Origin of the sequence: Bacillus altitudinis, assembly GCF_001191605.1 — a bacterium.
GTDB lineage: Bacteria > Bacillota > Bacilli > Bacillales > Bacillaceae > Bacillus > Bacillus altitudinis.
On record NZ_CP009108.1, the window covers coordinates 618,182 to 643,386 of the forward strand.

32 protein-coding genes are annotated in these 25,205 nt (G+C 41.7%); 12 read left to right on the top strand and 20 right to left on the bottom strand.

The features are described from left to right. Nucleotides 1–72: 72 nt before the first annotated feature. The 3 genes from ID12_RS03085 to speE all read right to left on the bottom strand — a co-directional run bounded on the left by ID12_RS03085 (nt 73) and on the right by speE (nt 2,271). Nucleotides 73–420, bottom strand: a complete 348-nt coding sequence (locus ID12_RS03085; RefSeq protein WP_050826695.1) for a hypothetical protein — start codon at nt 418–420, stop codon at nt 73–75. Between the two features lie 78 nt (nt 421–498). After that, on the bottom strand, nt 499–1,371 hold the full coding sequence (speB, locus tag ID12_RS03090; RefSeq protein WP_017360073.1) for an agmatinase: 873 nt from the start codon (nt 1,369–1,371) through the stop codon (nt 499–501). Nucleotides 1,372–1,440: 69 nt separating this feature from the next. Further along, nucleotides 1,441–2,271 (bottom strand): spermidine synthase, encoded by an 831-nt coding sequence (gene speE, locus ID12_RS03095; protein ID WP_003214614.1) that lies wholly within the window; start codon nt 2,269–2,271, stop codon nt 1,441–1,443. 225 nt (nt 2,272–2,496) lie between these two features. Between speE and ID12_RS03100 the strand changes: the two genes are divergently transcribed. Further along, nucleotides 2,497–4,566: a transglycosylase domain-containing protein gene (locus ID12_RS03100; RefSeq protein WP_050826696.1), complete on the top strand. Its 2,070-nt coding sequence runs from the start codon at nt 2,497–2,499 to the stop codon at nt 4,564–4,566. Nucleotides 4,567–4,691: 125 nt separating this feature from the next. Here the strand turns inward: ID12_RS03100 and ID12_RS03105 are convergent, their stop codons facing one another. Together ID12_RS03105 and ID12_RS03110 are read right to left on the bottom strand one after the other, a co-directional pair. After that, nucleotides 4,692–5,210, bottom strand: coding sequence for a YwhD family protein (locus ID12_RS03105; RefSeq protein ID WP_007497712.1), 519 nt, complete (start codon nt 5,208–5,210; stop codon nt 4,692–4,694). 12 nt (nt 5,211–5,222) lie between these two features. Beyond that, nucleotides 5,223–5,885 (bottom strand): site-2 protease family protein, encoded by a 663-nt coding sequence (locus ID12_RS03110; protein WP_050826697.1) that lies wholly within the window; start codon nt 5,883–5,885, stop codon nt 5,223–5,225. A 107-nt stretch (nt 5,886–5,992) separates the two neighbouring features. Between ID12_RS03110 and ID12_RS03115 the strand changes: the two genes are divergently transcribed. Beyond that, nucleotides 5,993–6,178 (top strand): 2-hydroxymuconate tautomerase, encoded by a 186-nt coding sequence (locus ID12_RS03115; protein WP_008343530.1) that lies wholly within the window; start codon nt 5,993–5,995, stop codon nt 6,176–6,178. 52 nt (nt 6,179–6,230) lie between these two features. On the opposite strand, the gene ID12_RS03120 is transcribed toward ID12_RS03115, so the two are convergent. Next, on the bottom strand, nt 6,231–7,043 hold the full coding sequence (locus tag ID12_RS03120; RefSeq protein ID WP_035389836.1) for a zinc-dependent metalloprotease: 813 nt from the start codon (nt 7,041–7,043) through the stop codon (nt 6,231–6,233). A gap of 374 nt (nt 7,044–7,417) precedes the next feature. Here ID12_RS03120 and ID12_RS03125 point away from each other — a divergent pair, with 374 nt between their 5' ends. Continuing rightward, nucleotides 7,418–8,746, top strand: a complete 1,329-nt coding sequence (locus ID12_RS03125) for an LLM class flavin-dependent oxidoreductase (protein ID WP_025208149.1) — start codon at nt 7,418–7,420, stop codon at nt 8,744–8,746. A 39-nt stretch (nt 8,747–8,785) separates the two neighbouring features. Here ID12_RS03125 and ID12_RS03130 read toward each other — a convergent pair whose 3' ends face one another. Next, complete coding sequence (locus ID12_RS03130; protein WP_008343536.1) at nt 8,786–9,670, bottom strand: LysR family transcriptional regulator; 885 nt, start codon at nt 9,668–9,670, stop codon at nt 8,786–8,788. Between the two features lie 150 nt (nt 9,671–9,820). Between ID12_RS03130 and ssuE the strand changes: the two genes are divergently transcribed. From ssuE to ID12_RS03170, 8 genes are read left to right on the top strand one after another with little or no spacing between them, the layout of a single operon-like run. After that, nucleotides 9,821–10,372: an NADPH-dependent FMN reductase gene (ssuE, locus tag ID12_RS03135; protein ID WP_050826698.1), complete on the top strand. Its 552-nt coding sequence runs from the start codon at nt 9,821–9,823 to the stop codon at nt 10,370–10,372. Then, on the top strand, nt 10,356–11,381 hold the full coding sequence (locus ID12_RS03140) for an LLM class flavin-dependent oxidoreductase (protein ID WP_019743233.1): 1,026 nt from the start codon (nt 10,356–10,358) through the stop codon (nt 11,379–11,381). The genes ssuE and ID12_RS03140 overlap by 17 nt, the downstream gene beginning before the upstream one ends. Continuing rightward, entirely contained in the window at nt 11,381–11,635 is a 255-nt protein-coding gene (locus ID12_RS03145; RefSeq protein ID WP_050826699.1) for a glutaredoxin family protein, read from the top strand. Before ID12_RS03140 ends, ID12_RS03145 begins: the two co-directional genes overlap by 1 nt. A gap of 34 nt (nt 11,636–11,669) precedes the next feature. After that, on the top strand, nt 11,670–12,233 hold the full coding sequence (locus ID12_RS03150) for a GNAT family N-acetyltransferase (protein WP_008343543.1): 564 nt from the start codon (nt 11,670–11,672) through the stop codon (nt 12,231–12,233). Between the two features lie 13 nt (nt 12,234–12,246). After that, nucleotides 12,247–13,008, top strand: a complete 762-nt coding sequence (locus ID12_RS03155) for an amino acid ABC transporter permease (protein WP_008343545.1) — start codon at nt 12,247–12,249, stop codon at nt 13,006–13,008. A 17-nt stretch (nt 13,009–13,025) separates the two neighbouring features. After that, a complete protein-coding gene (locus ID12_RS03160; protein ID WP_050826700.1) occupies nt 13,026–13,868 on the top strand; it encodes a transporter substrate-binding domain-containing protein in 843 nt (280 codons plus the stop codon). A gap of 16 nt (nt 13,869–13,884) precedes the next feature. Then, nucleotides 13,885–14,595 (top strand): amino acid ABC transporter permease, encoded by a 711-nt coding sequence (locus ID12_RS03165; protein ID WP_008343549.1) that lies wholly within the window; start codon nt 13,885–13,887, stop codon nt 14,593–14,595. Further along, the gene (locus ID12_RS03170) at nt 14,592–15,335 is read left to right on the top strand and encodes an amino acid ABC transporter ATP-binding protein (RefSeq protein WP_050826701.1); all 744 of its coding nucleotides are present in this window, start codon (nt 14,592–14,594) and stop codon (nt 15,333–15,335) included. Before ID12_RS03165 ends, ID12_RS03170 begins: the two co-directional genes overlap by 4 nt. Nucleotides 15,336–15,439: 104 nt before the next feature. Here the strand turns inward: ID12_RS03170 and ID12_RS03175 are convergent, their stop codons facing one another. The 3 genes from ID12_RS03175 to ID12_RS03185 all read right to left on the bottom strand — a co-directional run bounded on the left by ID12_RS03175 (nt 15,440) and on the right by ID12_RS03185 (nt 17,664). Next, the gene (locus ID12_RS03175) at nt 15,440–15,940 is read right to left on the bottom strand and encodes a YwgA family protein (protein WP_050826702.1); all 501 of its coding nucleotides are present in this window, start codon (nt 15,938–15,940) and stop codon (nt 15,440–15,442) included. A 30-nt stretch (nt 15,941–15,970) separates the two neighbouring features. Beyond that, nucleotides 15,971–17,272, bottom strand: coding sequence for an HD domain-containing protein (locus tag ID12_RS03180; RefSeq protein ID WP_007497716.1), 1,302 nt, complete (start codon nt 17,270–17,272; stop codon nt 15,971–15,973). 170 nt (nt 17,273–17,442) lie between these two features. Then, complete coding sequence (locus ID12_RS03185; protein ID WP_003215259.1) at nt 17,443–17,664, bottom strand: YuzB family protein; 222 nt, start codon at nt 17,662–17,664, stop codon at nt 17,443–17,445. A 242-nt stretch (nt 17,665–17,906) separates the two neighbouring features. Between ID12_RS03185 and ID12_RS03190 the strand changes: the two genes are divergently transcribed. Continuing rightward, nucleotides 17,907–18,707 carry an RsfA family transcriptional regulator gene (locus ID12_RS03190; RefSeq protein WP_050826703.1) on the top strand — a complete coding sequence of 267 codons (801 nt, stop codon included), beginning with the start codon at nt 17,907–17,909 and terminating at the stop codon, nt 18,705–18,707. Between the two features lie 35 nt (nt 18,708–18,742). On the opposite strand, the gene ID12_RS03195 is transcribed toward ID12_RS03190, so the two are convergent. The 10 genes from ID12_RS03195 to ID12_RS03240 all read right to left on the bottom strand — a co-directional run bounded on the left by ID12_RS03195 (nt 18,743) and on the right by ID12_RS03240 (nt 25,201). Further along, the gene (locus ID12_RS03195) at nt 18,743–18,976 is read right to left on the bottom strand and encodes a DUF5970 family protein (protein ID WP_050826704.1); all 234 of its coding nucleotides are present in this window, start codon (nt 18,974–18,976) and stop codon (nt 18,743–18,745) included. Continuing rightward, nucleotides 18,973–21,249: a glycosyltransferase gene (locus ID12_RS03200; protein ID WP_050826705.1), complete on the bottom strand. Its 2,277-nt coding sequence runs from the start codon at nt 21,247–21,249 to the stop codon at nt 18,973–18,975. Before ID12_RS03200 ends, ID12_RS03195 begins: the two co-directional genes overlap by 4 nt. A gap of 103 nt (nt 21,250–21,352) precedes the next feature. Further along, nucleotides 21,353–21,838, bottom strand: a complete 486-nt coding sequence (locus ID12_RS03205) for a tetratricopeptide repeat protein (RefSeq protein ID WP_050826706.1) — start codon at nt 21,836–21,838, stop codon at nt 21,353–21,355. Nucleotides 21,839–21,877: 39 nt separating this feature from the next. Continuing rightward, on the bottom strand, nt 21,878–22,723 hold the full coding sequence (lipL, locus tag ID12_RS03210; protein ID WP_035702395.1) for an octanoyl-[GcvH]:protein N-octanoyltransferase: 846 nt from the start codon (nt 22,721–22,723) through the stop codon (nt 21,878–21,880). 236 nt (nt 22,724–22,959) lie between these two features. Continuing rightward, nucleotides 22,960–23,355 carry an SMI1/KNR4 family protein gene (locus ID12_RS03215; RefSeq protein WP_050826707.1) on the bottom strand — a complete coding sequence of 132 codons (396 nt, stop codon included), beginning with the start codon at nt 23,353–23,355 and terminating at the stop codon, nt 22,960–22,962. Nucleotides 23,356–23,387: 32 nt separating this feature from the next. Beyond that, entirely contained in the window at nt 23,388–23,663 is a 276-nt protein-coding gene (locus ID12_RS03220; protein ID WP_048002983.1) for a hypothetical protein, read from the bottom strand. Nucleotides 23,664–23,728: 65 nt separating this feature from the next. Next, entirely contained in the window at nt 23,729–24,001 is a 273-nt protein-coding gene (locus ID12_RS03225) for a hypothetical protein (RefSeq protein ID WP_017360092.1), read from the bottom strand. 28 nt (nt 24,002–24,029) lie between these two features. Then, complete coding sequence (locus ID12_RS03230) at nt 24,030–24,392, bottom strand: hypothetical protein (RefSeq protein WP_008343573.1); 363 nt, start codon at nt 24,390–24,392, stop codon at nt 24,030–24,032. A 74-nt stretch (nt 24,393–24,466) separates the two neighbouring features. After that, nucleotides 24,467–24,793: a hypothetical protein gene (locus ID12_RS03235; protein WP_048002985.1), complete on the bottom strand. Its 327-nt coding sequence runs from the start codon at nt 24,791–24,793 to the stop codon at nt 24,467–24,469. 12 nt (nt 24,794–24,805) lie between these two features. Beyond that, complete coding sequence (locus ID12_RS03240) at nt 24,806–25,201, bottom strand: CDI toxin immunity protein (protein ID WP_017360095.1); 396 nt, start codon at nt 25,199–25,201, stop codon at nt 24,806–24,808. Between the last annotated feature and the right edge of the window lie 4 nt (nt 25,202–25,205).

The window sequence follows — 25,205 nt, forward strand, 5'->3', positions numbered from 1 at the left end:
CCGATTGCCTATCATCCCATCATTTCTCATCTTCGTGTGGATGAAACTCCATTTTTGATCTTCACATTTCTCTTAGAAAAAAAGAAAAATGAAGCTCACCCCTATCACGAGTCCAGTCTTGAGCCCTGCGCTTTTTCGATTGATGAGATAAAACAGTGCTTGGATGCCTGAACTTGCCAAAAATGCCTGAAAGAAATCAAATGGGAGAAGATGCCCTTGCTTATAAACAAACTGCATCAACAGCGCTATGCCAGTGAGATAGAAAAAGCCTCGATCCTGAAACAGATGAACCATCTCATCCTTTGCCTCTTTTTTCGAGGTGAACGTGGGCGGACTCGCTGCAAGCTCTCTTTTCAGCGTAAGAAAGCCTGCCGCTAACACACATAAAGCGAGTAATACCATCAATACAGAAGAAAACACGACCTGCCTCCTTTATCATGTCACCCATGTAAAAAAAGAGCTTGTCCCTATGAGATGACAAGCTCCTCTATCAAGATGTTATTTCACAAATCCAAGCAGCATTTCTCGTAAAAGTTTGCTTGCTGTATTCGCCGTTTGATCGGAATGATCATATACAGGCGCTACCTCTACAAGGTCTGCACCGACGACATGCACATCAGAACCAGCAATGGCATGAATAGATGCCAGCAGTTCTTTTGACGTAATACCGCCAGCATCCACCGTTCCTGTACCAGGTGCATGAGCCGGGTCAAGTACATCGATGTCAATTGTCACATAAACTGGGCGGCCTTTCAGCTTTGGTAATACTTGTTTCAATGGCTCCAGCACTTCAAATTTAGAAATGTGCATGCCTGCTTCTTTTGCCCATTCAAATTCTTCTTTCATCCCTGAACGGATGCCGAAAGAGTATACATTTTCAGGTCCAATAAGTCCTGCAACTTTACGAATCGGTGTCGAATGTGAAAGCGGCTCACCCTCATATTCCTCACGAAGATCGGTATGTGCGTCCATATGGATGATGGCCAAATCAGGGTATTTCTTATACATCGCACGGAAAACCGGCCAAGACACAAGATGCTCTCCGCCCATTCCTAATGGAAACTTCCCTTTTTCTAAAATGCTGTCGACATACTCTTCAATTAAATCTAAGCTTTTCTGTGCATTGCCAAATGGAAGCGGGATGTCGCCAGCATCAAAGAATGGTACCTCGTGCAGTTCACGATCTAAATAAGGACTGTATTCCTCTAATCCAATGGATACTTCACGAATACGGTTCGGGCCAAAACGTGAGCCTGGACGGTAACTGACGGTCCAATCCATCGGCATCCCGTATAAAATGACTTTCGCATCTTCCCATGTTGGATGACTTCCAATAAACACTTTTCCTGAATAAGCCTCGTCGAATCTCATACAAGATTCCTCCTTTTACGCTTCAAAAAATGCGCAAACTTTCATTTGCGCATTTCTACTTCGCTTGATTTATTTGATTAAGTCGCTCACAAATTTCGGCAGAACGAATGCCGCTTTGTGCAATTCTTTTGTGTAATATTTCGTATCGATATCAAAGAAGCGGCTGTCTTCTACAGCAAGTGGATCATACTTCTTAGAACCGATAGTAAATGTCCAAAGACCGCTTGGATATGTTGGGATATTCGCTGTGTATAGCTTGGTAATCGGGAAAATTTCTTTTACATCACGCTGTACATTTGTAATTAACTCAGGTGTGAACCAAGGGTTGTCCGTTTGTGCAACGAAAATACCATCTTCTTTGAGTGCTTTTGAGATTCCTGCATAGAAACCTTTAGAGAACAAGTTCACAGCTGGTCCAACTGGCTCAGTTGAGTCAACCATGATCACGTCATATTCGTTGTCGGCTTCCGCAATGTGCATAAAGCCGTCTCCGACTTTCACATCTACACGAGGATCGTCTAGTTTCCCAGCAATTGAAGGAAGGAACTTCTTCGAGTATTCAATGACCTTGCCATCAATATCAACAAGTGTCGCTTTTTTCACACTTGGATGCTTCAGGATTTCACGAATAACACCACCGTCTCCTCCGCCTACGACAAGAACATTTTCAGGGTTTGGATGAGTGAAAAGAGGAACATGTGCCACCATTTCGTGGTATACAAACTCATCTTTCTCTGATGTCATCACCATACCGTCTAAAAACAGCATATTGCCAAACTCTTCTGTTTCCACCATTTCTAAATGCTGAAAATCTGTTTGTTCTGTGTGAAGGGTTTTGTTCACCTTCAATGTAATGCCAAAATTCTTCGTTTGCTTCTCTGTATACCAAAGTTCGCTCATTGTTCATCTTCCTCTCATCCAATAATAAACAAACATCTATTGTTAGCGCCTTTTATCGGCTATGACTATATCGATTGTCCAAGAAAAAAGTATAGTGGATTCGTATCAAATTGTAAAGAACCGCATGAGATAACTTCATTTTTAAAGCGCACCCTTGCAGTCGCCTGTTTAAAACGGTTTTCTTTGTCCCATACTGATAAAAAATCGTCAAAATGGGGGCTTTGCATGGACACAATCATGAGTAATAAAAAAATCCGCATGACCGTGAAAACGATTCGGGCCTGTTTTTTTATCGGCTTGCTCGCTTTTCTATTTGCAGGCACAGTCTTTTTGACGATTCTTTTACTTGCTAAGTGGCAAGGCGCTCCCTCTGTTCAAGTTCCCCAATCCACGACCATTTATGCAGCCGATGGGTCTAAACTTGGCGAATCGAGCTTTGGAGAAAAGAGATACTGGGTTCCGTTAAAGGACATGTCTCCTCATATACAGCAGGCAGTGGTCGCGGTTGAGGATAAAACCTTTTATCAGCATCACGGCTTTGATGTGAAACGAATGGCAGGTGCTGCGGTGGCAGATATTCGTGCAATGGCAAAAGTACAAGGCGCCAGCACGATCACCCAGCAATACGCACGAAATTTATATTTAGATCATGATAAAACATGGAAGCGGAAGTGGAATGAAGCCTTTTACACGATCCGCTTAGAACAAAACTATACAAAAGATGAGATATTGGAAGGATACTTGAACACCATATATTATGGCCACGGCGCATACGGCGTGGAAGCGGCATCCCGCCTTTACTTTGGAAAAAAAGCGAAGAACTTAACTTTAGCTGAGTCTGCCTTGCTTGCCGGGATTCCAAAGGGGCCTTCTCTCTACTCCCCTTATGTGAATGAGGAGAAAGCCAGCGCAAGAAAGAATATGATTCTGAGGCAAATGCAAGAGGATGGCATGATTACGAAAAAAGCGGTTGCTGATGCCAGCAAGGAAAAGCTGTCCTATCGCCCGCTCAAACAAAAGCAGCTACAAGCAAAGCAGGCCCTGTATTTTTATGATGATGTGATTCGCGAACTGAAACAAACGCTGGGTTTAACCGAGGAACAAATTGAAACGTATGGTCTTCATATCGAAACGACCTTACAACCTGAATTACAAAAAATCGCTGAAAAGACTTTAACCAACATCATGGATTCTGAATCAGATATCCAAATCGGCTTTGCTGCCATCCATCCCCAAACAGGGCATGTACTCGCCCTCATAGGCGGGAGAGATTACGAGAAAAGCCCATTCAATCGTGTCACACAAGCAAAAAGACAGCCGGGTTCAACAATGAAACCACTTCTCTATTACATGGCTTTGCAAAATGGGTTTACACCAGCAACCGTGATGCGCAGTGAAGAAACTGTTTTTGAACTCGATGAGCAAGGAAGCGGCGCCGCTTATTCACCAAGCAACTATCATGGCTATTACGCCAATGACGGTATTACGATGCTTCAGGCTTTGGCTCTATCTGATAACATTTATGCGGTCAAAACCCATCTATTTTTAGGAATGGAACAGCTTGTACGTGCAGGGAAAACGTTCGGGATTCACGAAAAACTAGATCAAGTGCCTTCACTTGCGCTAGGTACTTCACCTGTCAAACCAATCGAAATGACCAATGCTTACGCGATGCTGGTCAATGGAGGAAAACGTGTCAAGCCAACCTTTATTACGAAAGTAACGGACGCAAAGGGCAACTTACTCTTTGAGGAGAAACAAAAACGAGAGCAAGTACTAGATGAAAAAGCAGCATTTGTCACCACTGACATGATGTCAGGGATGTTCAATGATCAATTAAATGGCTATACAAGTGTCACAGGACGTACCATTTCAAAAGATCTTACCAGAAATTATGGAGGAAAATCGGGGACGACAGGCGCTGACAGCTGGATGATCGGCTTCTCTCCCCAGCTCGTCACAGGTGTGTGGACCGGCTACGATAAAGGACGCACCATTGACTCGGTCACAGAAACCGCCTATGCGAAAAAGATATGGGCTTCCTTTATGGAATCAGCCCTCTCAAACCAGCCAGCCTCCTCCTTCATGCCGCCAGACGGTGTAAAAGGCGTATATATCAATCCAAAAACGGGTGATCTCGCAGGCCCAGGATGCGAATCAAAGGTATTTACCTATTTTATAGAAGGAACGGAGCCGACCGGTGTCTGCTACGGTGCCGAGAACAAAGCATCTGAGCAAGACACGGCTCAGGATCAACAACCTAAGAAATGGTGGGAAAAGTGGCTGAAGCGTTAAAAATGGACATGAAAAACCCCGAGATCTGCATCTCGGGATTCTCCATGTCCTAGCTTTAACACCAGTTTACTGAAAAAACGACTGGAATTGGTATCCATTCATCATTCTTCACAAAAATTTCACAATTACTCAGGAACAGCCAATCCTTCTTTTAATTCATCTGTGGATGCTTCCCATAACGCCTCATTGTGACTCTTCAAGAAATCAGCGAGCACCTTTTTCGAACCATCATCCATATGACTGACAACGATTTTACGCTTCATGGATTTATCCATTAAATTCACATGCTCAGGAAGCGACTTATATCCTCTGCGAATCGAGCGGTCAACGGTCATTTCACAAGCTGTGACACCAGCATAATATGGCCCCTCTTCTCTACGGTCAATCGTCACCCATACGAGCCAGTAAGGTTTTCCGTTAGGTACCTCTTCTTTGGTTTTTAAAAATTTAATTCCTTTTTCGACGGCACTTCTTGCATGCATCGCACCAATATCAATGACGGCTTCCTTTTCCTCCACATCAATGATCACCGGCGAGATATTATCAAGGCTGAGGGCACCTGCTCCAAAACCTCCATGTCCATCCGTTGCATCTGTTTTTTTAATGATATTAAAACCAATTGGTTTCTTCTTTTTACCTTCCATTCATTAAACCTCCTAAAGCAGCGGCTTCAAAATAAGATTAAACCAGTATATGATTTGATCCCGCATTCCGATCAACGGAACAAAAACAAACTGACCTAGCGGTGTGATGACAAAGATGAGGAAAATGATGATTCCATACTGTTCAAACTGCGTCATCTTTGCACGGATGCCGGGACTGACAACATCCTCAATAATACGATATCCATCCAGCGGCGGGATCGGTAATAAGTTAAATAGGAACAAAATCACGTTCAAGTTAATAAAGATTTGGAAGAAATAATCGACCCCCGGCTCAAAGCGAATGAGCGACTCCCCACCAAATTTCTGAAGAAGCGCATACACACAAAAGCCCAAAAATGCCAAAACCAAATTGCTTAATGGTCCAGCGATCGACACACATATCCCTGCGAGACGTGGGTTTTTGAAATGGTACCGATTCACAGGTACAGGCCTCGCCCAGCCAAACCCAGCCACAAAGATCAAGATCGTCCCGAAAACATCAAGGTGCTTCAATGGATTGAGCGTCAGTCTCCCTTGATTTTTAGCTGTCGGATCTCCAAAACGATACGCAACATATGCATGCGCCAGCTCGTGCATCGTAAAAGCCACAACAAGCGTAATGGCGACATATGGAATCAGTTCTAATGGATAAACAAGAAATTGGTCCAAAGGCATGAATCCCTCTTTCTTTCTATACAATGATTTACTTCATTCAGTATACTATAAGAAGTCCCTTAAACTAAAGGGAAGCGTAGCATGAAAGGAAAAAGGAGGTTTTCGCCATGCCAATTATCACCGTTCAAATGCTTGAAGGAAGAACAGATGAGCAGAAAAGAGCTCTTGTGGAGAAAGTCACAGATGCCGTTGTTGAAACAACAGGCGCAGGTGCAGAAAAAGTCTCTGTCATTATTGAAGAAATGAAAAAAGAACATTATGCTGTAGCAGGAAAGCGAATGAGCGACCTGTAAGCATATAAAAAGGACAAACACTTTTTCGGTGTTTGTCCTTTTGTCTCTTACCTTATCTGTACCAAGCTTTATTACGGTTCACTTGATTTTTATGAGCCGCATCGAAGTAATCGACAGTGTAAGAATAATCATAATTCATTAAGCAGACAATTCCGCTGCCTTGAGGGTCATGCGGCAAACCAAAGTTATGGCCGTATTCATGTGTAGCCGCTTTTGCTGTATTCGCTGTTCCTTGATCAAGGTTGACACTGAATGCACTTCCGCTCGGTGCACTATTGTAAACATAAGCGATTCCGCCAGCATCAAAGTTTGGATTTGCTGTAAATCCTGTGACAAAATCGTATCCTCTGCCATCAAAGCTGCGCTGAAGGTTAGACAAAATTTGTGATGCATTTGATCCTGAAGACGTCCAAGACCCTACGGCTTGTACGACAAAGTCCACATCATGATCACGGTTAAATGTCACATCCGCTTGCTCAATGATGCTGACAATGCGTGTCTGCCAATCACTATATTTCGCACGATACTGCGCATCAGCTACTGCGTAGACGGTCACTTTCTGACTGCCTGTACTAGCTTTTGTTGAAATCGAATCTCCTGTATTTGCTTTAAAGGTTCTAGACCCTACCTGTTTACCAGACTCGTCTAAAATTTTTGTTGTCACATCTCTTTCAATAGGAGGTGCCTTCGTCAAATCTTTAAAATCGTTTGCCTTTGGCAACCCTTCACTAATATGTGTTTCGAACGGCGCATGACCATGATCATGCCCATGACCTGCACTTGCAACTGGTGCTGAAGCTGAACTTACCCCCGGTAACAAACTACCTACCAATAAAAATGACAAAAAGACTGAACGCTTTTTCATTCCTATCCCTCCTTTGTTTTTCACAAGGTTATATATTCACTGAAAATTCACCATTTTCCTTCTATTCAGTTAAAAACAGGGAATTTGATATACAGGAAGAAAGTCGAATCATGTCATTTTCACTAATTTTTCGGATATTTTGACACACATTTCATCAAAAAACAGCACTTTTGGTCTGGGTCATTTACATAGTAATCATCCGCCTTTTTCTAAAATGATGTCATAGACCCAGCCACATCATATAAGGAAGAAAAAATTGATATTAGAAAAGATAAAGTCAGACTTTACTGATACGAATTATACTTCTTTGCGATTCTCCCTTATGATGAAGAACATAAAAACAATGCTACTTCAAAACAGAAGGGACGATCCACATGTCTGAAAAAAAGCACATACAATTTGGATTAATGTTACATGGTCCAGGAGGTCATATGAATGCATGGAAGGATGAATCCGTTCCAGCAGATGCAAGTGTGAACATTGATTATTATCAAGCAATGACAAAAAAGGCAGAAGCAGCGGGTTTCCGTTTTGTCTTTGTCGCAGATGGCTTATATATTCATGAACATTCAATTCCTCATTTCTTGAACCGATTTGAACCATTAACCATCTTATCCGCTCTTGCAGCGGTCACAAAACAGATTGGACTTGTGGGCACCGTATCCACTTCTTACAGTGAGCCCTTTACCATTGCACGGCAATTTGCATCCCTAGATAAATTAAGTAAAGGCCGGGCCGGATGGAATGTTGTGACTTCCCCACTTGAAGGCTCTGCTGAAAATCACATCATTCGTCCGCATCCAAGCCATTCACTTCGATATGAAATTGCAGAAGAATACTTAAAAGTAGTGAACGGCCTATGGAGCTCATGGGAAGAGGATGCTTTTATAAGAGATCGATCAACAGGGGTTTTCTTCGATCGGGATAAACTGCACACATTAAACCATCATGGCAAACACTTTTCTGTCAAAGGTCCTTTGAATATCGAACGATCTGAACAAGGTCAGCCCGTGATTTTTCAGGCAGGTGCGTCAGAGGCAGGAAAGGATCTAGCCGCAAAAGAAGCGGACGCAGTATTTACGAATGCAGACTCACTTGAGAAGGCGAAAGCATATTACCGCGACGTGAAAAATAGAGCCGCAGCGCTGGGCAGAAATCCAGCTGATATCAAAATTTTCCCTGGCATCCACCCGATTACAGGGAGAACAGTCGAAGAAGCAGAAGAAAAATATGAAGCCATTCAACATCTGGTCTCTATTGAAGAAGCCCTTCATTACCTGGGCAGGTTCTTTGATCACTTGGACTTCAGTCAATTTCCACTTGATGAGCCATTTCCTGATATCGGTGATGCCGGTTCAAACAGCTTTCAATCCACAACAGAATCGATTAAAAAAATGGCGAAAGAACAAAACTTGACCTTAAGAGAAGTCGCTCTACGAGTGACCACTCCCAAAAGTGCTTTTTTCGGAACTTATGAACAAGTGGCAGACCAGCTGATCCAATGGATCGAAGAAGATGCCGCAGATGGATTTATTTTTGGCGCGCCTATTCTAGCAAGCGGTTTATCTGAATGGACGGAACACGTCATTCCGATATTAGTAGAAAGAGGATATTACGACCCGAATTATCCAGCTCATACCCTTCGTGAAAATTTGGGTCTGCCTATCAAGAAAAATCAGTTTCTTAAACAAACCGTGAAATAAACATGAAAAGAGGGGTTAGCTCAAAGGCTACCCCTCTTTTCATGTTGGTTGATGAAGTCGATTTTCGATGAGATCAATGAATTGAAGTACGGCTCTTCCTGGCGAATCATTTGTTTTCCTCAATAGACCAACTGGCGGGGAAACATGAATGCCCTTTATTTCTAATACCTTGGTGCCTGGAAGGGTAAAGGAATGAGCAGTTCGTGTAAAAAGAGAGACACCTAATCCAGCCTGAACATAATGTTTATGGGACATGCTGCTCGTAATCTCTAACTTATTGTAATTGGTCCCAATGACATCGACGATTTGTTGTTCAATTTGAATACGTATGGGGCAATTGTGTGGCGTGAATAAAATGGTCTCATCCTTTAAATCTGTCACCTCCACTACCCCTTTTTCCGCTAATCGATGGGAAGACGGGACGAGCAGCACGATATCATCTTGAAAAAGAGGCTTATAGCTATTCTCCATCGAAGCTTCTGGTGCTCCGCAAATCGCAAAATCAATCTCATCATGAGAAAGTAAGGAACTCAACGTATTCGCATCCGCTACTTGCACAGAAAATTCTACATTAGGAAACCTTTCCTTGAATTCTGCAATAAGTGCAGGAAATTCTAAGCTGGCTGTAGGCTCAGAAACACCGATGCGAATGAACCCCGCAATGCCCACTTCTAAATCTTGGAGTGTTTTCGTCAATTTCTCATATTCATTGAGTAAAGAATTGGCTCTTTCATAAAAAAGCTGTCCTGATGCTGTTAACTTTAAGGTCTTCCCTCTTTCTAGAAGCTTCTCTCCAATTTCCTCTTCTAAATGTTTGATGTGCAAAGTGATGGTTGGCTGAGAATAATTCAGCGCTTCTGCTGCTTTTAAAAAATTTCCGTATTTCACGATCGTGGCAAAGGTGCGTATCGCTCGAATCTCCATGAAAACCCCTCTTCTCCCTATATTTTAAATATCTGAATCGTGTATTTATGATTACTAATTATACTTTTCTATTGGTTTGCCTTATTATAATTTATATTATCAACTATTCCAAGTTGTTTAGAAGGAATTATCAGAAATGGAGGAGACGAATTGGCAAAAGTAACGATTATAGCAGGCGGGCATTCCGTCCAATCTCGGTTAACCGGTGTCCTGCAACATATCCATCATCGTTTGGCGTTACATGGGATTGATGTTCATGTCATTCAAGTCCACCAGCTTCCTAGCGGTGCCTTAATAGGAGCAGATTTTTCAAACGAAGCCATTGTGAAAGCCATTGAGCTTGTGAATGAGAGCGACGGTGTCATTGTGTTAACACCTGTCTACAAAGCGTCTTTTTCCGGTATTTTAAAAACTTTTTTAGATCTACTCCCCCAGAAAGCGTTACAAGGGAAACCCGTTCTCCCCTGTGTTTTAGGAGGAACATACGGACATTTGCTCGTCATTGAATATGCACTTAAACCTATCATTCATCAACTCGGTGCAACCGTCGTTCAATCTGGCGTGTATGTTGTCGATCAACAGGTCTCAAAGCAGGATTCAGATAGCTATGTGCTTGATCCAGATGCCACAAACAGATTAAACCTCGCACTATCTCAATATCAAAGTCTAATAGGAGGAACAGCCAATGTCGCTCACCCTTAGTATTCTTGATCAAAGCCTCGTCAGTGAAAACGAGAAAGCAGAGACGGGTATTCAGCATACTGTCAGATTGGCTGAAGCAGCAGATCAGCTTGGTTATCACAGGTTTTGGGTGTCTGAACATCACAATAATTCTCAAGTGGCAGGATCATCCCCTGAAGCCCTCGCTGGTTATCTTTTAGCAAAAACGAACCATTTGCGAATTGGGTCTGGCGGTGTCATGCTTCAGCATTACAGCCCGTTTAAGGTGGCTGAAACATTTCATGTACTGGCATCACTAGCGCCTGGCAGAGTCGATTTAGGCGTTGGGAAAGCACCGGGAGGGTTGAACCTCTCGACACAAGCGCTTCAGGAAGATTATCAAGCGTCACGGAAAGACTTTTCTCAAAAATTAGTGGATCTCAAAACGTATCTTACTGAACAAGCAAATGAATTAAATGCTCAGCCAATTCCTAGCGTATCACCCGACATGTTCCTTCTAGGCGGCAGTATTGAGAGCGCGGAATTCGCAGCAAAACTTGGGATATCCTTTGTGTTTGCCTATTTTATTAACGGGGATGACGCATTATTAAAAGAAGCAAGAGAGACTTTTCAAAAATTCAAGACACAGAACACGCACCAGCAATTTCTTCTCGCCATCACCGTATCTGTAGCAGAAGACCACGAACAAGCCCTCTCGTACATCAAGCAAAAGGAAACAGTAAAGGTCTCCTTTTCCGATGGAAGAAAGCTTAATGTGACGTCACTAGAAGATGCAGAAAAGCTGGTGAAAGGAACAAACAAGGAACACTACAACATTCACGTTCAAAAAACCGGTTATACCGCTGGCACAAAAGAAACCGTTCATCACCGGCTGACTGAACTAGCCGAGACATATGAGATCAACGAGTTCATTGTGCTATCTCCGATTGTAGACATTGAGGCAAGAATAGCGTCTATCACATTATTAAAAGAAGCATTTGATCATGAACTAACAGCAAAAAAACAAATAAACCAAGAGGTGAGCGTCTAATGTCAAATAATCAAAAAATCATTTTATGGAGCAAAAATGGATGCAGCTATTGTCAGGGCATTCAGTCCTATTTCAACGAACAGCATATTACTTATTCAACCATTGATGTAACAGAGCATGATCATTACAGAAATATTTTAGAAGAAAAATACGGCGTCCGTTACGTGCCAGTAGTAGAAATCAGCCGTGATCCCCATGTGTATCAAGCATTGCTGAATCCAGATATCGATGCTTTACGAAAAGCGTTGAGCTGACATTACACACTACCCTTTTGATTGGAGGTTTGTCATGAGTCGAGATATTTTTCGCATCGCTACCGAAGAAGATGCACCGGCTTTTCTAGAATTGCTGTCCAGTGCATTTAAACCGCTTGGAGAAATGGGCATTGATTGGCCATCCACGAACGCCACACTTGAAATGGTCACAGAAAACATCAAACAATCCGTTGCTGTTGTGTTAGAACGAGACGGGCGGCTCATATCAACCATCACCATACGTTTTCCATGGGAGAGCACTCAACCGGTTTCAGGCTATCCATTTGTTTGGTGGTTTGCCACAGCTCCTGATTTAGCCGGTCAAGGGATTGGAAATAAGCTGCTCGATTATGTAGAAAACACCTTGCTCCGGCAGACATTTAAAGCACCAGCATACACACTGGGTACTTCTGGCCGGAAACACCCCTGGCTTCTAGAGATGTACGAACGAAAAGGCTATACAGCATATATTGAACGTGAAGCCGATAATGGCGACTTAGGTGTATTAATGTATAAAGTCCTCATACCTGAACGGTTCGATGCCGCCATATTAGGCGCACCGCCCTCAGAAGAAAAAGTCCAAACGACTTCAACATAGGAGGTGATTCAACATGGGGGAGTTTTTCAAATGGGAGTATGTCGTCACACTCTTCCCCAAAGTATTGTCAGCCCTTCCAACAACCTTACTGATCGTTTTATTTGCCACTTTGATTGGCAGTTTTCTTGGATTCATTCTTGCTTATTTTCGAATTGAGCGTATTCCCATCCTGCATCAGCTCAGTGCAATTTATGTCTCATTTATTCGTGGAACACCTATCCTTGTTCAAATGTTTATTGTGTTTTATGGCCTGCCTGGTGTGCTTGCAACAATAGGGCTTGATATCTCCATGTGGAACAAATTGATCTTTCTGTATATTACATATGGACTCAATACAGCTGGGTATTTTTCAGAAATATTCCGATCTGCCCTATCGAGTGTCCCAGCATCTCAATATGAAGCGGCCGCCTCGATTGGACTGACGAAATGGCAGATTTATAGAAGAACGCTCATTCCTCAAGCAGGGAGAATCGCCCTTCCTAATATCGGCGTGGCCATTGTCAACTTATTACAAAATACCTCCCTCGCCTTTACATTAGGTGTGATGGACATGATCGGAAAGGTTCAAACATTAGGGGCTTTATACTATCGCGTATTAGAAGGATACTTTATTGCTGCCGTTATATTTATCATTTTAAGTATGGTGTTAGAAAAATCATTTGACCTATTGGAAAAACGGATCAATACACCGAAAACAAAAAAACAGCGTCAGACGGCATTGCTTCCCTTAAAAAGAGCCGAAGCGGCCTTTACTGTAGAAAAACGTGCAAAATAAACTAAGGAGGAATTTACATGAAAAATAACATAATATTCAGTAATCATTACATCATCGGCCTGCTTCTACTTGGTTCATTGCTCCTTGCCGCCTGCGGAAATAATGAGCAATCGGATGAAATCAAAGCAGAAGCAAACAATAATGACCCAGATGCAAAAGAAATCGTCATCGGGACAGGGAACGCCTATCAACCCTTCGTTTACTTAGATGAAAACGGCAAATTAACAGGCTACGAGAAGGCTGTATTAGATGAAGTGGATCAGCTGCTGCCACAATATAAGTTTAAATATGAATCCTTTGAGTTTAAAAATATTCTGCCTGCTTTAGATGCCGGTAAAGTTGATCTCGCTGCACACCAATATGAAATCAATGACGAGCGTCAGAAGAAATATCTATTTGGAAAAGTTGGCTATACAGATTATACAAGCTATGTGGTGGTGAATAAAGCATCCGGTCATGACTTTCAAAGCCTGGACGATTTAGCTGGACACAAAGTGCACACCTCTACAGGGAGTAATTTCGCTTATCTTCTAGAGCAATATAACGCAAAGCATGATCGGAAAATTGACATTGTCTACGGGGATGGCGGGAACGAAATTTTAGTCAAAAACCTGCAGAATGGCACGGTCGATGCTGCCTTACTCACAAAGTATGACGTCAATAAGCTAAACAAACAGTTCAATGCTCATCTTGTGACATCCGGAAAGCCTGTAAACGTATCTAAAACGTATTATTTATACCAAAAAAACAATACAAAACTTCAAAAGGACATTGATCAAGCCCTGCAAAAACTGATTGATAACGGCAAGCTCGCTGAATTGTCTAAAAAAATATTGGGCGGAGACTTTACTACATCATAAGAAAGGAGCGATCTGAGTGGATTTTGACGTTGCTTTTATGTTTCAGGCCTTTGTAGCCGCACTTCATTATTTGCCAACGACGCTGCTATTAGGCTTTCTTCCGCTAGTATTCGGCTCCATCTTTGGCTTTGGTATTGCCCTTATCCGTTTTTATCAAGTGCCTGTATTGTCTCCATTGTTCAAATGGTTTGTGGCGATTTTTAAAGCCATTCCTGTTGTATTAATCTTGCTCGTATCTTATCTTATTTTTTCCGATTCGCTCGATCAATTGGCTGCATCTCTTTCGTTGCCCATCCGTTTTAGCGATTTAGATAGACGATGGATTGCCATTTTCGCCCTTTCTTTATATGCCGTCAGCGGGTTATCAGAGATATTTCGAAGCTCTCTTGCGTCCATCCCAAAGGGTCAATTTGATGCCGCTCTATCCGTTGGTTTCACAGGCAGGCAGGTGTTGCGAAGAGTGATCATTCCACAAGTCTTTCCCATCTCTCTTCCTTTACTGAACAACATGCTCATCAGTTTAATCAAAGCCTCTTCTCTCGTCTCTATGGTATCTGTGGTCGATATTTTAAACGGCGCTTTAATTAAAGCCAATGTGAACTATCGTTATCTTGAAGCATACATTGCTGTTGCCCTTATTTACTGGGCTTTGTGTGCCTCTATTGAAGCCATCACTGCTGGATATGAGAAATATGTACACAAAAGTAAAAGGGGGCGGTTCGCATGATTCACATCAAACAAGTGCATAAAGCATTCGGTCAAAACCAGATTCTAAAGGGAATTGATTTAACGGTAGAAAAAGGCGAAGTCGTTGTCATTTTAGGACCGAGCGGCTCTGGGAAATCAACATTTCTCAGATGCTTAAATTTTCTTGAGCGTGCGGATCAAGGCGAGATCAGCATTCATCACACCACTGTCACATTCAATCAAGCAAAACCGAAAGACATTCTAGCAATTCGCAGAAAAACAGCCATGGTCTTTCAGCAATACGACCTGTTTATTCATAAAACAGCACTTGAGAATGTCATGGAAGGCTTAGTCATTGCCCGTAAACAACCGAAAGACCAAGCCTATGACACAGCACTCCAATTGCTCAAAAAAGTGGGGTTACTAGAGAAAAAAGATGCCTATCCGCATCAATTATCTGGCGGACAGCAGCAGCGAGTAGGCATTGCAAGAGCACTTGCATTGAATCCGGAGGTCATTTTGTTTGATGAACCGACCTCCGCTTTAGATCCCGAGCTTGTAGGTGAAACACTTGACGTCATTAAACAAGTGGCACAAACAGGCGTCACCATGATCATCGTCACGCATGAGATGAGCTTTGCCTATGATATTGCCGACAGGGTCATTTTCATGGAAGATGGTGTGATTGTCGAATCAGGCACACCAGAAGAAGTCTTTGAACAGACGAAAGAAGAACGGACAAAACAATTTTTAGCAAGATTTTCTTATCATCATTCCTAAAAAACAAGTCGATCCATGAGGTCGACTTGTTTCTGTTTCTATATGCGTACAAAATAAAAACCAGTCTGTTCTAGCCATTGGCTATCACAAACTGGTTCTTGTCGTTAGTTCAATTCCTTCAACTGATCAATATACGCAAGGGCTGCCTCAAATTCTTCGTCCGTATAGCGCTGCTTGCTTTTAATGATGAAGACCTTTTCCTTTACCTCATCTTTTGGCAGATCATCAAAGTATAAAATCGTTGAGACAAGCTCTAGAAAACGAGACGATTGCTCATTCATCTGCTGCGTCAGCACTTTGAGGTCAGGCATGTCCACTTCACACTGATCGAGAAACTCTTTCCCATTGTCCGTCAGCGAATAGCGATATTGATAGTATCCGCCCTTTTTTTCCTTCATTTCGTCCAAGAATCCAAGGTTGCACAGCTCTTCAATTCTGAGCGTCAACTCCTCTGAATAGGGGCCATAAAAATGAAAATCGTATTTCTCGTAAAAAGGCAAATCTAGCTTTTTTGCTATGTAAATCATTTTTTGCAGCTTCTTCCGTCCAACGATTTCCCCAGATTCAGAGAACACCTTCATCAACTTTGCATGCTCTTTCAACAAATTCCCGACATCTCCTTTTTCAGTACTTCCTTATCCCAATCCAAGCAGCTTCATGATCGCCTTCTTTTCTTCAGCTTTTTCCGACATATCTACAATTAAGTCCATCGGGAAATAAAGTTTATGATCGGTTCTTCGTTTACCGGAAATGGCGTCAACAATATCTGACTGTCTCGACAGTTCTTTAATATGACCACTTTGCGTCAAAAGGTGGATCGGCAGCCGTTCTTCTTCTTCGCCCGGTCTATAGAAGTCATAAGGCAAATCAGAGGAAGAATCGACCACTAAATAATAGTCAGGATCAATTCCTGCTTCTTTGAACAAAGCCGTCAGCTTGAAATATTTCGTCATTTCTTCGTTTGGATTAAACTCTGTATATTGGAATAAACGGCGGTTCATAAAACGGCGGCACAAATCAGCCAGCACGTGATCTTCTTCATCTTCCCACGCCTGAAAATAAAATAAGACAATGGATTCATCCAGCTTAATATAGTCCTCTGTGGTGACATTTCCTTCAAAAATTGAATAAAAATGCACAGGAGCATGTGTGAAAATATATCCCGTTTCATGCAGCTCTTTTGCACGATGGAGGATTTTTGTTAAAATGACCTCCGCGCTGCGGGTCACTGGGTGGAAATACACTTGCCAGTACATTTGATAGCGGCTCATAATATAATCCTCTACGGCATGCATCCCGCTCTGTTTCATCACAATCTGATCTTCTCTTGGACGCATCACGCGTAAAATACGTTCCATATCAAAGTGACCATAGCTGACGCCTGTATAGTAAGCATCACGCTGCAAGTAATCCATTCGGTCGGCATCAATTTGACTTGAAATCAAACTGACCACCTGTTTGTTTTGATACGTTTTGGCAATGACTTCTGCTACATGCTTTGGAAAATCGTCACTGACCCGGCGCAGCACTTCATTTACTTCCGTCTGCCCTAAAATGATATCTCTTGTAAACGATTCATGATCTAAATGAAAGACCTTTTCAAAGGAATGAGAAAACGGACCATGTCCAAGGTCATGAAGCAGGGCGGCACTCAGTACAAGCTCACGCTCCCCTTCATCCCATTCGGGTCTTCCTTTAAACACATCATCCACAATTCGTCTGACAATCTCGTATACACCGAGTGAATGATTAAATCGGCTGTGTTCTGCCCCATGAAACGTTAAATAAGTGGTGCCTAGCTGTTTAATTCGTCTAAGGCGCTGGAACTCTCTCGTTCCGATTAAATCCCATATCAATGCATCCCGTACGTGAACATAGCGGTGCACAGGATCTTTAAATACCTTTTCTTCGGATAATTTCCCTTTTGGATACGCCATCGTTTCGTCCCTCTTTTTTTAAGACGTGTTTCTATTATATCGGGTAACTTTTCCCGAAAACATCCTTGAATTTGCTGGCGAATGTGTTCTCATAGATTGAACGGACGTAAAAAGCCCGACCTGACAGGGACGGACCTCTTTTTAGGTCGACTGAACACATTCAGTGACATTTATTTGACTTTTTTTTGAACCTTTTCGAGTAACTCATCTTCTGTTGGTGCGGATAATGGGCGATTGTTCACAAACGCAAAAGCCTTTTTTCGTCCTGGACCGCAATACGATTGACAGCCAATCTCAATTTTTGCATCAGGGTCAACCGATTTAAGTCGAGGCAATAACGTTTTTAGGTTCGTCGCATCACAATCGTCACATACGCGAAACTCATTAGCCATGTTCTTACGCTTCCTTTCAATGATGAAACTTCATTCTATATGAAACAGTTGGACAACTAAGAGTGAATAATATACCACCCAACATTGTACATCGAAGCGACTGGAGTTGCAAGAAGCTTTGTCAGCACAGAGACGTATTCACATAAAAGCTAGTATTTTCCACTATCCTTTTAGCAAACTTGTATAAACCTTCTTCAACTTGGCTAATCTAATACCATCAAATCTTATGGGGGTTTAAACACATGTCAAAACAAAGACAAGATGCTTGGTCAGAGGAAAATGATCTCCTTCTGGCAGAAACCGTCTTACGTCACGTCAGAGAGGGCAGTACACAGCTGAACGCATTTGAAGAAGTGGGAGACAAGCTAAACCGTACCTCAGCGGCATGCGGATTTAGATGGAATGCTGTCGTGAGGCATCAATATGAAAAAGCATTGGCACTTGCCAAAAAACAGCGTAAACAACGCATGCGTGCACTCGGCAATGGGCAGCCTGCGAAAAAACGTTTGCTCTATCAGCCGCAAGTTGAAGAAACGATCACACAGGAAGAGTTCTCTCAAGAACTGGAACCTGCGCAAGAAGAAACGTTTGCACCTGCAGCCGAAACAGCCGACCAGCTTCAGTTTGTGGATCAAAGCTACAATGAAGAGTTAGCTAGTTTATCACATTTATTGTCACAGGCTTCTCAAGTGACAGAGAAAAAGCCAGAAGCCAATCCATTTGGGCAGCGCCAAGAGTTAACCATTGAGGATATCATTGATTTCTTACGCCGCTATGAAGGCGATGGACAGCAATCCTCTGCCTTACGGATGGAAAACAGCCGGTTAAAACGAGAAAACAACGAACTTTCACATAAAGTGGCTCAACTAGAAGCTGAAGTGAAAAAGCTTGAAAAGGATCAGCTCACCATTCAAGAAGATTATGAAACACTCGTCAAAATCATGAACCGTGCAAGAAAACTAGTTTTGTTTGAAGAGGACGACAGTGCCGCACCAACCTTTAAAATGGACCGGAACGGCAACCTTGAAAAAATGGCTGAATAACCAAAAAGTGCTCCCCACCTGCGGGAAGCACTTTTTTAAATATCCAAAAATAGCATCACACTAAAAAGGACATTGATCAAGAAGACGAACATAAAAATATACCTAACTTGCCTCACCTGAAAATCACCAAAGATAAAAATATAAAGCCCTGCGATACCAAGCGTCAGTACAGGTTGAAGAAACGGCACGAAAAGCGAAATGCAGTAGCCGGCTCCTATGATGACAGGAAGCCATAATAAATAGAGATAACCGCCATTTTTGGATTTCAAGAAACCACTCCCTCTCTTTCTTCTATCTGCTTGATTTCAGGCTGAACAAACTTGAGTCCGGCCATTGTACGTCTGCGTTTTTGTGATGTCCAAATCGCAATCGCCGGCTGATCCGTTAGAGATTCTGTGTCAATGGTGATCAGCACTTTCCCATTTAATTCAATTGAATCTTCAAACTCAATTTTGCACCCAGATAAACTGATATCATGTATGATCACCGGCACCTTCTCTTCTAGTCGGTCCTCATAGGCGATCGTGCCTGTCACACCTTGCAATGGCCTTCTCATCCATTTGCGACGCAGAGCCTTTGGTACCTTCTCCGTTTCTCTTAAAAAGCGGAGAAACGTCCGAACAGCATACGATTTTTTCTCACGATCCGTCATCGCTACATGCTCTCGTGTGAATAAGAAACGGATTAGTGATAAATACTCTGATTTTTGTGTGTCAGTAAAAGCAACACCAACCATCAGCTTGTCTCCCTCTGGATAGCTCCAAACCACGTCACACGCCACACTTTCATTCTCTGAAAAAAATAATTGCGTTTGTCCTTGATAAAGAGAAGACGCTTGGTCCAATGGAATGGATAGGCGCGCACCTGAATCACTCATATCTAGTAGAAAACAAGCAATCGACTGATCTTGATGATCAGAACGAAGATGCCCCTCTTTTTCAATGACAAATCGCTCTGATTTCCGGTAACGCGGTCGATCAAACGCCACAAGCAGTGCCATGAATAAACCTGCACCGTTATAAAGCACCCAAAAAATATTAATCAACATGAGATCAGCGTTCATCGTCCCATTTACCTTCACATCGTAACCTATTTTCACAAGGGCAAGCAATGAGAGCAGCAAGAAGAGCAGATGGGGAATCATCGTTTTCAAATGAAAATGCCTTTTGTCCGTTTGAATTCCCTTCGGTGTCACCAGAAATTCAACCCGTTTCTTCAGGAACAGTTCACTGAGTGCCACACCAGCTAAGTGGAATGCCATTGAACTTTCATAAATATGACTCCAAAACATACTTCTTTTTTGATTCGACACAAGTTTAAATGCTAAATACGAGCTAAAGAACGCCGGCAGCCAAAACATGAAAACGGACTGGAAATCTGCCCAGAAACTTTGAATACCAAACAATAAAAACAAAATCGGTGTGAGAATGTAAATCATTTTAAACAAACCGTTAAACCAATACAAAATGCCATCTAAATAAAGAACTCTCTGCATCAGCGTTAAGCCGCGCACCTTCAAAGGATTAAACTTACGGGCACACTGAATGTTCCCTCTCGACCAGCGATCTCTCTGCTTTAACAGATCAAGCCAGCTTTCAGGTGCCAGACCGACGGCTAATACTTCTCCGACAGACACAGATTTGAATTTCCCCTGGAGAAGCATTCCTGTTGCCATGTCTTCTGTAATCACTCCAGTAGCAAATCCGCCAATTTCATCTAATGCCGTTCTTCTAAATACCGTATTACTCCCAACATACATGACGGCATTAAACCGATCCTTACCAGCTTGGAGAGTTTGCATGAAGAAGTCCTGCTCATTTGGAATTCGATCTTTCGAGAACATATTATATTGGAAAGGATCTTCGTTATAAAACGCCTGTGGAACTTGAACAAACGCAGTTGCTCCATCATGAAAATAGGGCACTGTTTTTTCTAAAAAGGAAGGAAGAGGGACCATATCTGCATCAAGTGTCAGAATCAGCTCTCCATCCGTTTGAGACATCGCATGATTTAAATTACCTGCCTTAGCAAATCTGTTATCTGTTCTTGTCAGATAATGAACACCAAACTCAGAAGCAAGCTGCTCTACAGCTTCCCTATTGCCATCATCACATAAATAAATTTGAACGCTTTCCTTCGGATAAGAGAGATTCAAACAACCTGCAACAGTGCGTTTCAGCACCTCAATCGGTTCATTATATGTAGCTATGAAAATATCAACTGTTGGCAGCCTTTCAAGATCACTGATCATGACTTGTTTCCGATTTGAAGGCTTCCAAACAAGTGTATAAAACACAAGCAGCTGGATAAACCCAATGCATTCACAGGCAACAAGCAAAATGCCCATGACAATATTAAAAGTACCTTCATGCGGCAATGTAAAGAAGAGACGCCAGCAAATATAGGCAGCATTTGTTAACACACATAGCACAATGATGATTTTTTTCACAGTAGAAGCCATTGGCTGGATACGATATATCATATACAAAAGAGACAAAATACAAAGCATAAACAGCGGGTAATACGTGGTGATGAATGACAAAACATTTTCCTTCTTTCTTATGTCATAAAGGACTATCACATATAAAATGTCATAGCAAAGGAGGGGATTCTTTCATAACATTGCCCCTCCATTTCTATATAAATCATTTCCACAATCGATCTAACTGATCTGAATAAAAGTCAATGGCCTTTCGATAACTCAAAATAGCAGGATCGTTTGTCGTCTCAGTTAAACAGTTCAGTAATATTTCCATTGCTTTGCTATGTTCATTTAAATTATACAAAGTCATGGCATAAAACGTTTGAATGGCTTTATTATGCGGATAAGCTTCCATCGCATGGAGGAATATCTGTTTTGACTTTTCATATTCCCCTAAGGTTCTGTATGTACTTCCTAATCCTAAAAAAGCATCTTCTCTTTCTTCTGAAGACAAACCTAGCTCAAGCGCCCTCTCATAAAAAAAGACAGCTTGTTTTTCCTTCCCTAACACATCATAACTCCAAGCACATTGATAGTGAATGGAGGCATGATCTGGATACTTTTCTACAAGACGGATGAGCATGTCATTGGATTCTTGAAGTTGTCCACTTTCTCGAAGTTCAATCGCTTTCAGAAGTTTCGTTTCCATTACATCACCCCTATTTTTAAGATGGCTGGAAAGATATGTTTACGAGAACACTTTCTCATTCCGCTCAATCATCCGCGTCATGTTTTTCTCAAACTCCAGCTGTTCCTCGGTGGTCAACCCTGAAGCGGTCAGTTGCTCGCTCAGCTTTTGAAGTTCTTCAAGTAAAAGACGCATGAGAAGCGCACAGTCAATGGGTTTTCCAGTTAATTCTGATAGGGATGCCATCGTATCAGGCTGTATATCAGGGAATACCGCTTTCACCTCATGCCGTTTATCCTTTAAGGCTGCCTCATAAAAACGGCGAATCAAATCAGCTCGTTCCCGGCCGCTTCCATCTGCACACAAATAGATTTGCACAGCGACCCCTCCGCGTAATCTACGCTGAGAAATGCCGGCAAATTTCTTTCCATTGATGCTCAAATCGTAGCTACCTGGACAGTAAGAGCCGACAATTTCATAGGCTTCAATGTCCACCTCATACATCGACAGCATCCGGCGGATTAATTCCACCATCGCATCATATCCTCGGTCAATATCAATGCCCTTCTTTTGTTCAGCAAAGATTAAAGACACATTCAGTACGCCTTCATCCAGCACAACAGCAAGACCGCCTGAATTGCGTACAATCACGCGATATCCCTCTTCCTCAAGAAGCTTTACACCATCTTGGAGAAATGGAAGTCTTGTATCCTGAATCCCAAGAACGATCGTATTGTGGTGCACCCAAGAACGCGCTGTCGCTGGTGAGAGCCCTTTCCCAACCGACGCACAAAGCGTATCATCCATCGCAAAAGATTGCTTTGGGTCTACATAGAGACCAAGGCTCGATTGATCTATGATTCGCCATGTCGGCTGCGTCAATAACTCAATAGGTTCATTTTTCATGTCCTGCATATCCTCTCGTTCATAAACTGTGTTTATTATAACATGGAGGGAGAATGAGAGAGAAAAAAGCTCTATGACAAGGAACGTCACAGAGCTTTTCAACTGGATGCTTTGGTTTTCTTGTTCTTCCTTTTCGAGATGAAATAAACAGCTGCAATCAAAACGACAGGAACCCCAACCACGAGGCATGCAGCGATCAATGTGTTCCACGGCAAATCGATCATCTCCTTAATAGACTAAACTTCTATGAAACAGCCGTGACTTACCCAGCTTAACAAGTCTTCAGCCACCAATTCCGCATGCTGAGGGTCCATCACACCAGCATCGACGATCCACACTTTTTTCTCTTCTTCTGCCTGCCGCATAAGAAATACTCGCCCTCCGCCATCGTCACCAATGGCTACATAGCCGCTGGCATAATGATGGACTTCCCATGTTTTATTGCGTTCTACTATGTCTTCAGTTCCGTATAGAAGAACATCGCCTTCGACGGAACATCCATTTGTCTGTTTCAGCAAGGTCTTATAAGCATGGGGCAGCACCATGTTTAGCTGGGATTCTGCCTCTTTGATATGTATATCACTTGCTGGTTTGTTTATGACCAGGTTGGGAATCTGAGAAAAATGAATCATTTTGAAAGCCTCCTAAAAGGTTGAACTAGCGTTTATTCAGCTGATTTTGTCATAATCATTTTATACACCCGCAGGAGCACCTTTAATAGAAAATAGAAAATGATGACATCGAGTATAAAACCAAAAAATAGAAATTCAACACCATAATTTGAATGCAGGACTAGCCAATCAATGGGAAAACCCCGATAAACCGAACCGGCATGTGGGACATAAACCCCTCTCATAAAAGCTGTCCCAATGACGAGAAGAACACTGATGCTTAATAGCCAATTGACTGTTTTTTTGTTGATGTGTTTTTTCTGATTCATACGAATTCCTTTCTGTGTTTTTGTATCGCTTTCTAATAGAAAGACTTCTACATATCACTATATAATCAATACAACAGTTCTTTTAGTAGACTTTCCGCTTTATGTAATTCATCTAAGAATGGATTTAGATAGTCATTATGACTATCCAAGTAAGCCCTAACTCCGCCAATGATAAAGATCTTTTGGAGATCATCATTGGCTTGCATGATTCTTTGGGCATTCTTGTATCTTCTATATATTAATTCAAGTACACCTTGATGGATCTCTTGCGAATATTCTTTTTCTAGGATGTTGATGACCGTTTGGATTTGTTTCGTTAGTTCTTGTTTTTTGTGCATTTAATGCTCCTTAAGACTTCGGCTCATACTAATAAATATCTAACCGTTGACAATTAAAACTTATAAAATCGCCTTCATTTATATCTCCCGGTATATTGCAATCCAATTCTAATAAAAGTCCGCCTACCTTCACTTTTTCATCACGCTTATCAATTAATTGTCCTAAAAAACTATAACTGAAATTATCATCTAATTTTTCAATTCTATACTCTGACAATTCAGCTTTCACTAAGTCTGACACATCTAAACAATAAATAGGTTCTAATAGTTCATTTTCTTCAAGGTAATTTAATGGTTGAGCAAAACACATTATTTCCAGTTCGCCATCTGTTACAATCACTTCAGCTTCTGAGGCTTCTTGTGAAATCCAGTTTATTTTTTTTATTTTCAATACGGTCACCTTTTCTATCACTTATTCTCATTTTTTTCGAAAAGAACCTGGTCTTTCCCACTCCTATTAGAGGTTCAGTTAACGATACATTCAGGTGAAAATTTCACAAAAACAGAGTTTGTACCATCATCCATCATTCTTTTTAATTCCTTACCTAATGAATAATTAGAATCTGGTTCTGTTTGCAATACACAAACAATATTTCCACCCTCACCTTGAGTAAGACAGGTTAATTGTAAATATTCATTGTTATCATAAATAAAAGAAACGATGTAATCATAGAAATTACCTTCTAGGTTATCCTTATTTAATTCCTCCGTAAAAACTCTAACTACGGTTCCGGCCCATATTTGAGTATCATCTTCAACTTCCTGAACAGTTATCCAATCATTATTCATCATTCTATTACATCCCTACTTTAATCCTACTTTCACTTCACCATCATGAAATATTTCAATAACATAACCAGAAGATGGTGAAAAAATCCATGTATCAAAACTGACTGCAGTAACATCATCTATAGCTTCAAAAACTTTATCTAAAGTAGATTGAATAATTGGTAACGTCCCTTCATCCCAAATGATATAAACAACATCATTATACTCATCCATTTTTTGATTTAAAAAGGATTGTATCTCATCAAACGTATTCACTTCAGCATAAGAAGATAAATTTTTCCATTCAATTTGCCCCCAATCAGAAAATGGAAATGAACTTTCAAAATGGCTTAATATTTTCTCCCTACTATTATCATATAAAACGTGTACATTCTCACCAAGTGCCTCAATACATTCTTCAAATAAACTCATATAA

Bases quoted from the DNA above. Each gene is read 5' to 3' on its own strand.
- speB (WP_017360073.1), bottom strand. From the start codon at position 1,371: ATGAGATTCGACGAGGCTTATTCAGGAAAAGTGTTTATTGGAAGTCAT.
- speE (WP_003214614.1), bottom strand. From the start codon at position 2,271: ATGAGCGAACTTTGGTATACAGAGAAGCAAACGAAGAATTTTGGCATT.
- ID12_RS03100 (WP_050826696.1), top strand. From the start codon at position 2,497: ATGGACACAATCATGAGTAATAAAAAAATCCGCATGACCGTGAAAACG.
- ID12_RS03105 (WP_007497712.1), bottom strand. From the start codon at position 5,210: ATGGAAGGTAAAAAGAAGAAACCAATTGGTTTTAATATCATTAAAAAA.
- ID12_RS03110 (WP_050826697.1), bottom strand. From the start codon at position 5,885: ATGCCTTTGGACCAATTTCTTGTTTATCCATTAGAACTGATTCCATAT.
- ID12_RS03115 (WP_008343530.1), top strand. From the start codon at position 5,993: ATGCCAATTATCACCGTTCAAATGCTTGAAGGAAGAACAGATGAGCAG.
- ID12_RS03120 (WP_035389836.1), bottom strand. From the start codon at position 7,043: ATGAAAAAGCGTTCAGTCTTTTTGTCATTTTTATTGGTAGGTAGTTTG.
- ID12_RS03125 (WP_025208149.1), top strand. From the start codon at position 7,418: ATGTCTGAAAAAAAGCACATACAATTTGGATTAATGTTACATGGTCCA.
- ID12_RS03130 (WP_008343536.1), bottom strand. From the start codon at position 9,670: ATGGAGATTCGAGCGATACGCACCTTTGCCACGATCGTGAAATACGGA.
- ID12_RS03140 (WP_019743233.1), top strand. From the start codon at position 10,356: ATGTCGCTCACCCTTAGTATTCTTGATCAAAGCCTCGTCAGTGAAAAC.
- ID12_RS03145 (WP_050826699.1), top strand. From the start codon at position 11,381: ATGTCAAATAATCAAAAAATCATTTTATGGAGCAAAAATGGATGCAGC.
- ID12_RS03150 (WP_008343543.1), top strand. From the start codon at position 11,670: ATGAGTCGAGATATTTTTCGCATCGCTACCGAAGAAGATGCACCGGCT.
- ID12_RS03155 (WP_008343545.1), top strand. From the start codon at position 12,247: ATGGGGGAGTTTTTCAAATGGGAGTATGTCGTCACACTCTTCCCCAAA.
- ID12_RS03160 (WP_050826700.1), top strand. From the start codon at position 13,026: ATGAAAAATAACATAATATTCAGTAATCATTACATCATCGGCCTGCTT.
- ID12_RS03170 (WP_050826701.1), top strand. From the start codon at position 14,592: ATGATTCACATCAAACAAGTGCATAAAGCATTCGGTCAAAACCAGATT.
- ID12_RS03180 (WP_007497716.1), bottom strand. From the start codon at position 17,272: ATGGCGTATCCAAAAGGGAAATTATCCGAAGAAAAGGTATTTAAAGAT.
- ID12_RS03185 (WP_003215259.1), bottom strand. From the start codon at position 17,664: ATGGCTAATGAGTTTCGCGTATGTGACGATTGTGATGCGACGAACCTA.
- ID12_RS03190 (WP_050826703.1), top strand. From the start codon at position 17,907: ATGTCAAAACAAAGACAAGATGCTTGGTCAGAGGAAAATGATCTCCTT.
- ID12_RS03205 (WP_050826706.1), bottom strand. From the start codon at position 21,838: ATGGAAACGAAACTTCTGAAAGCGATTGAACTTCGAGAAAGTGGACAA.
- lipL (WP_035702395.1), bottom strand. From the start codon at position 22,723: ATGAAAAATGAACCTATTGAGTTATTGACGCAGCCGACATGGCGAATC.
- ID12_RS03215 (WP_050826707.1), bottom strand. From the start codon at position 23,355: ATGATTCATTTTTCTCAGATTCCCAACCTGGTCATAAACAAACCAGCA.
- ID12_RS03220 (WP_048002983.1), bottom strand. From the start codon at position 23,663: ATGAATCAGAAAAAACACATCAACAAAAAAACAGTCAATTGGCTATTA.
- ID12_RS03225 (WP_017360092.1), bottom strand. From the start codon at position 24,001: ATGCACAAAAAACAAGAACTAACGAAACAAATCCAAACGGTCATCAAC.
- ID12_RS03235 (WP_048002985.1), bottom strand. From the start codon at position 24,793: ATGATGAATAATGATTGGATAACTGTTCAGGAAGTTGAAGATGATACT.
- ID12_RS03240 (WP_017360095.1), bottom strand. From the start codon at position 25,201: ATGAGTTTATTTGAAGAATGTATTGAGGCACTTGGTGAGAATGTACAC.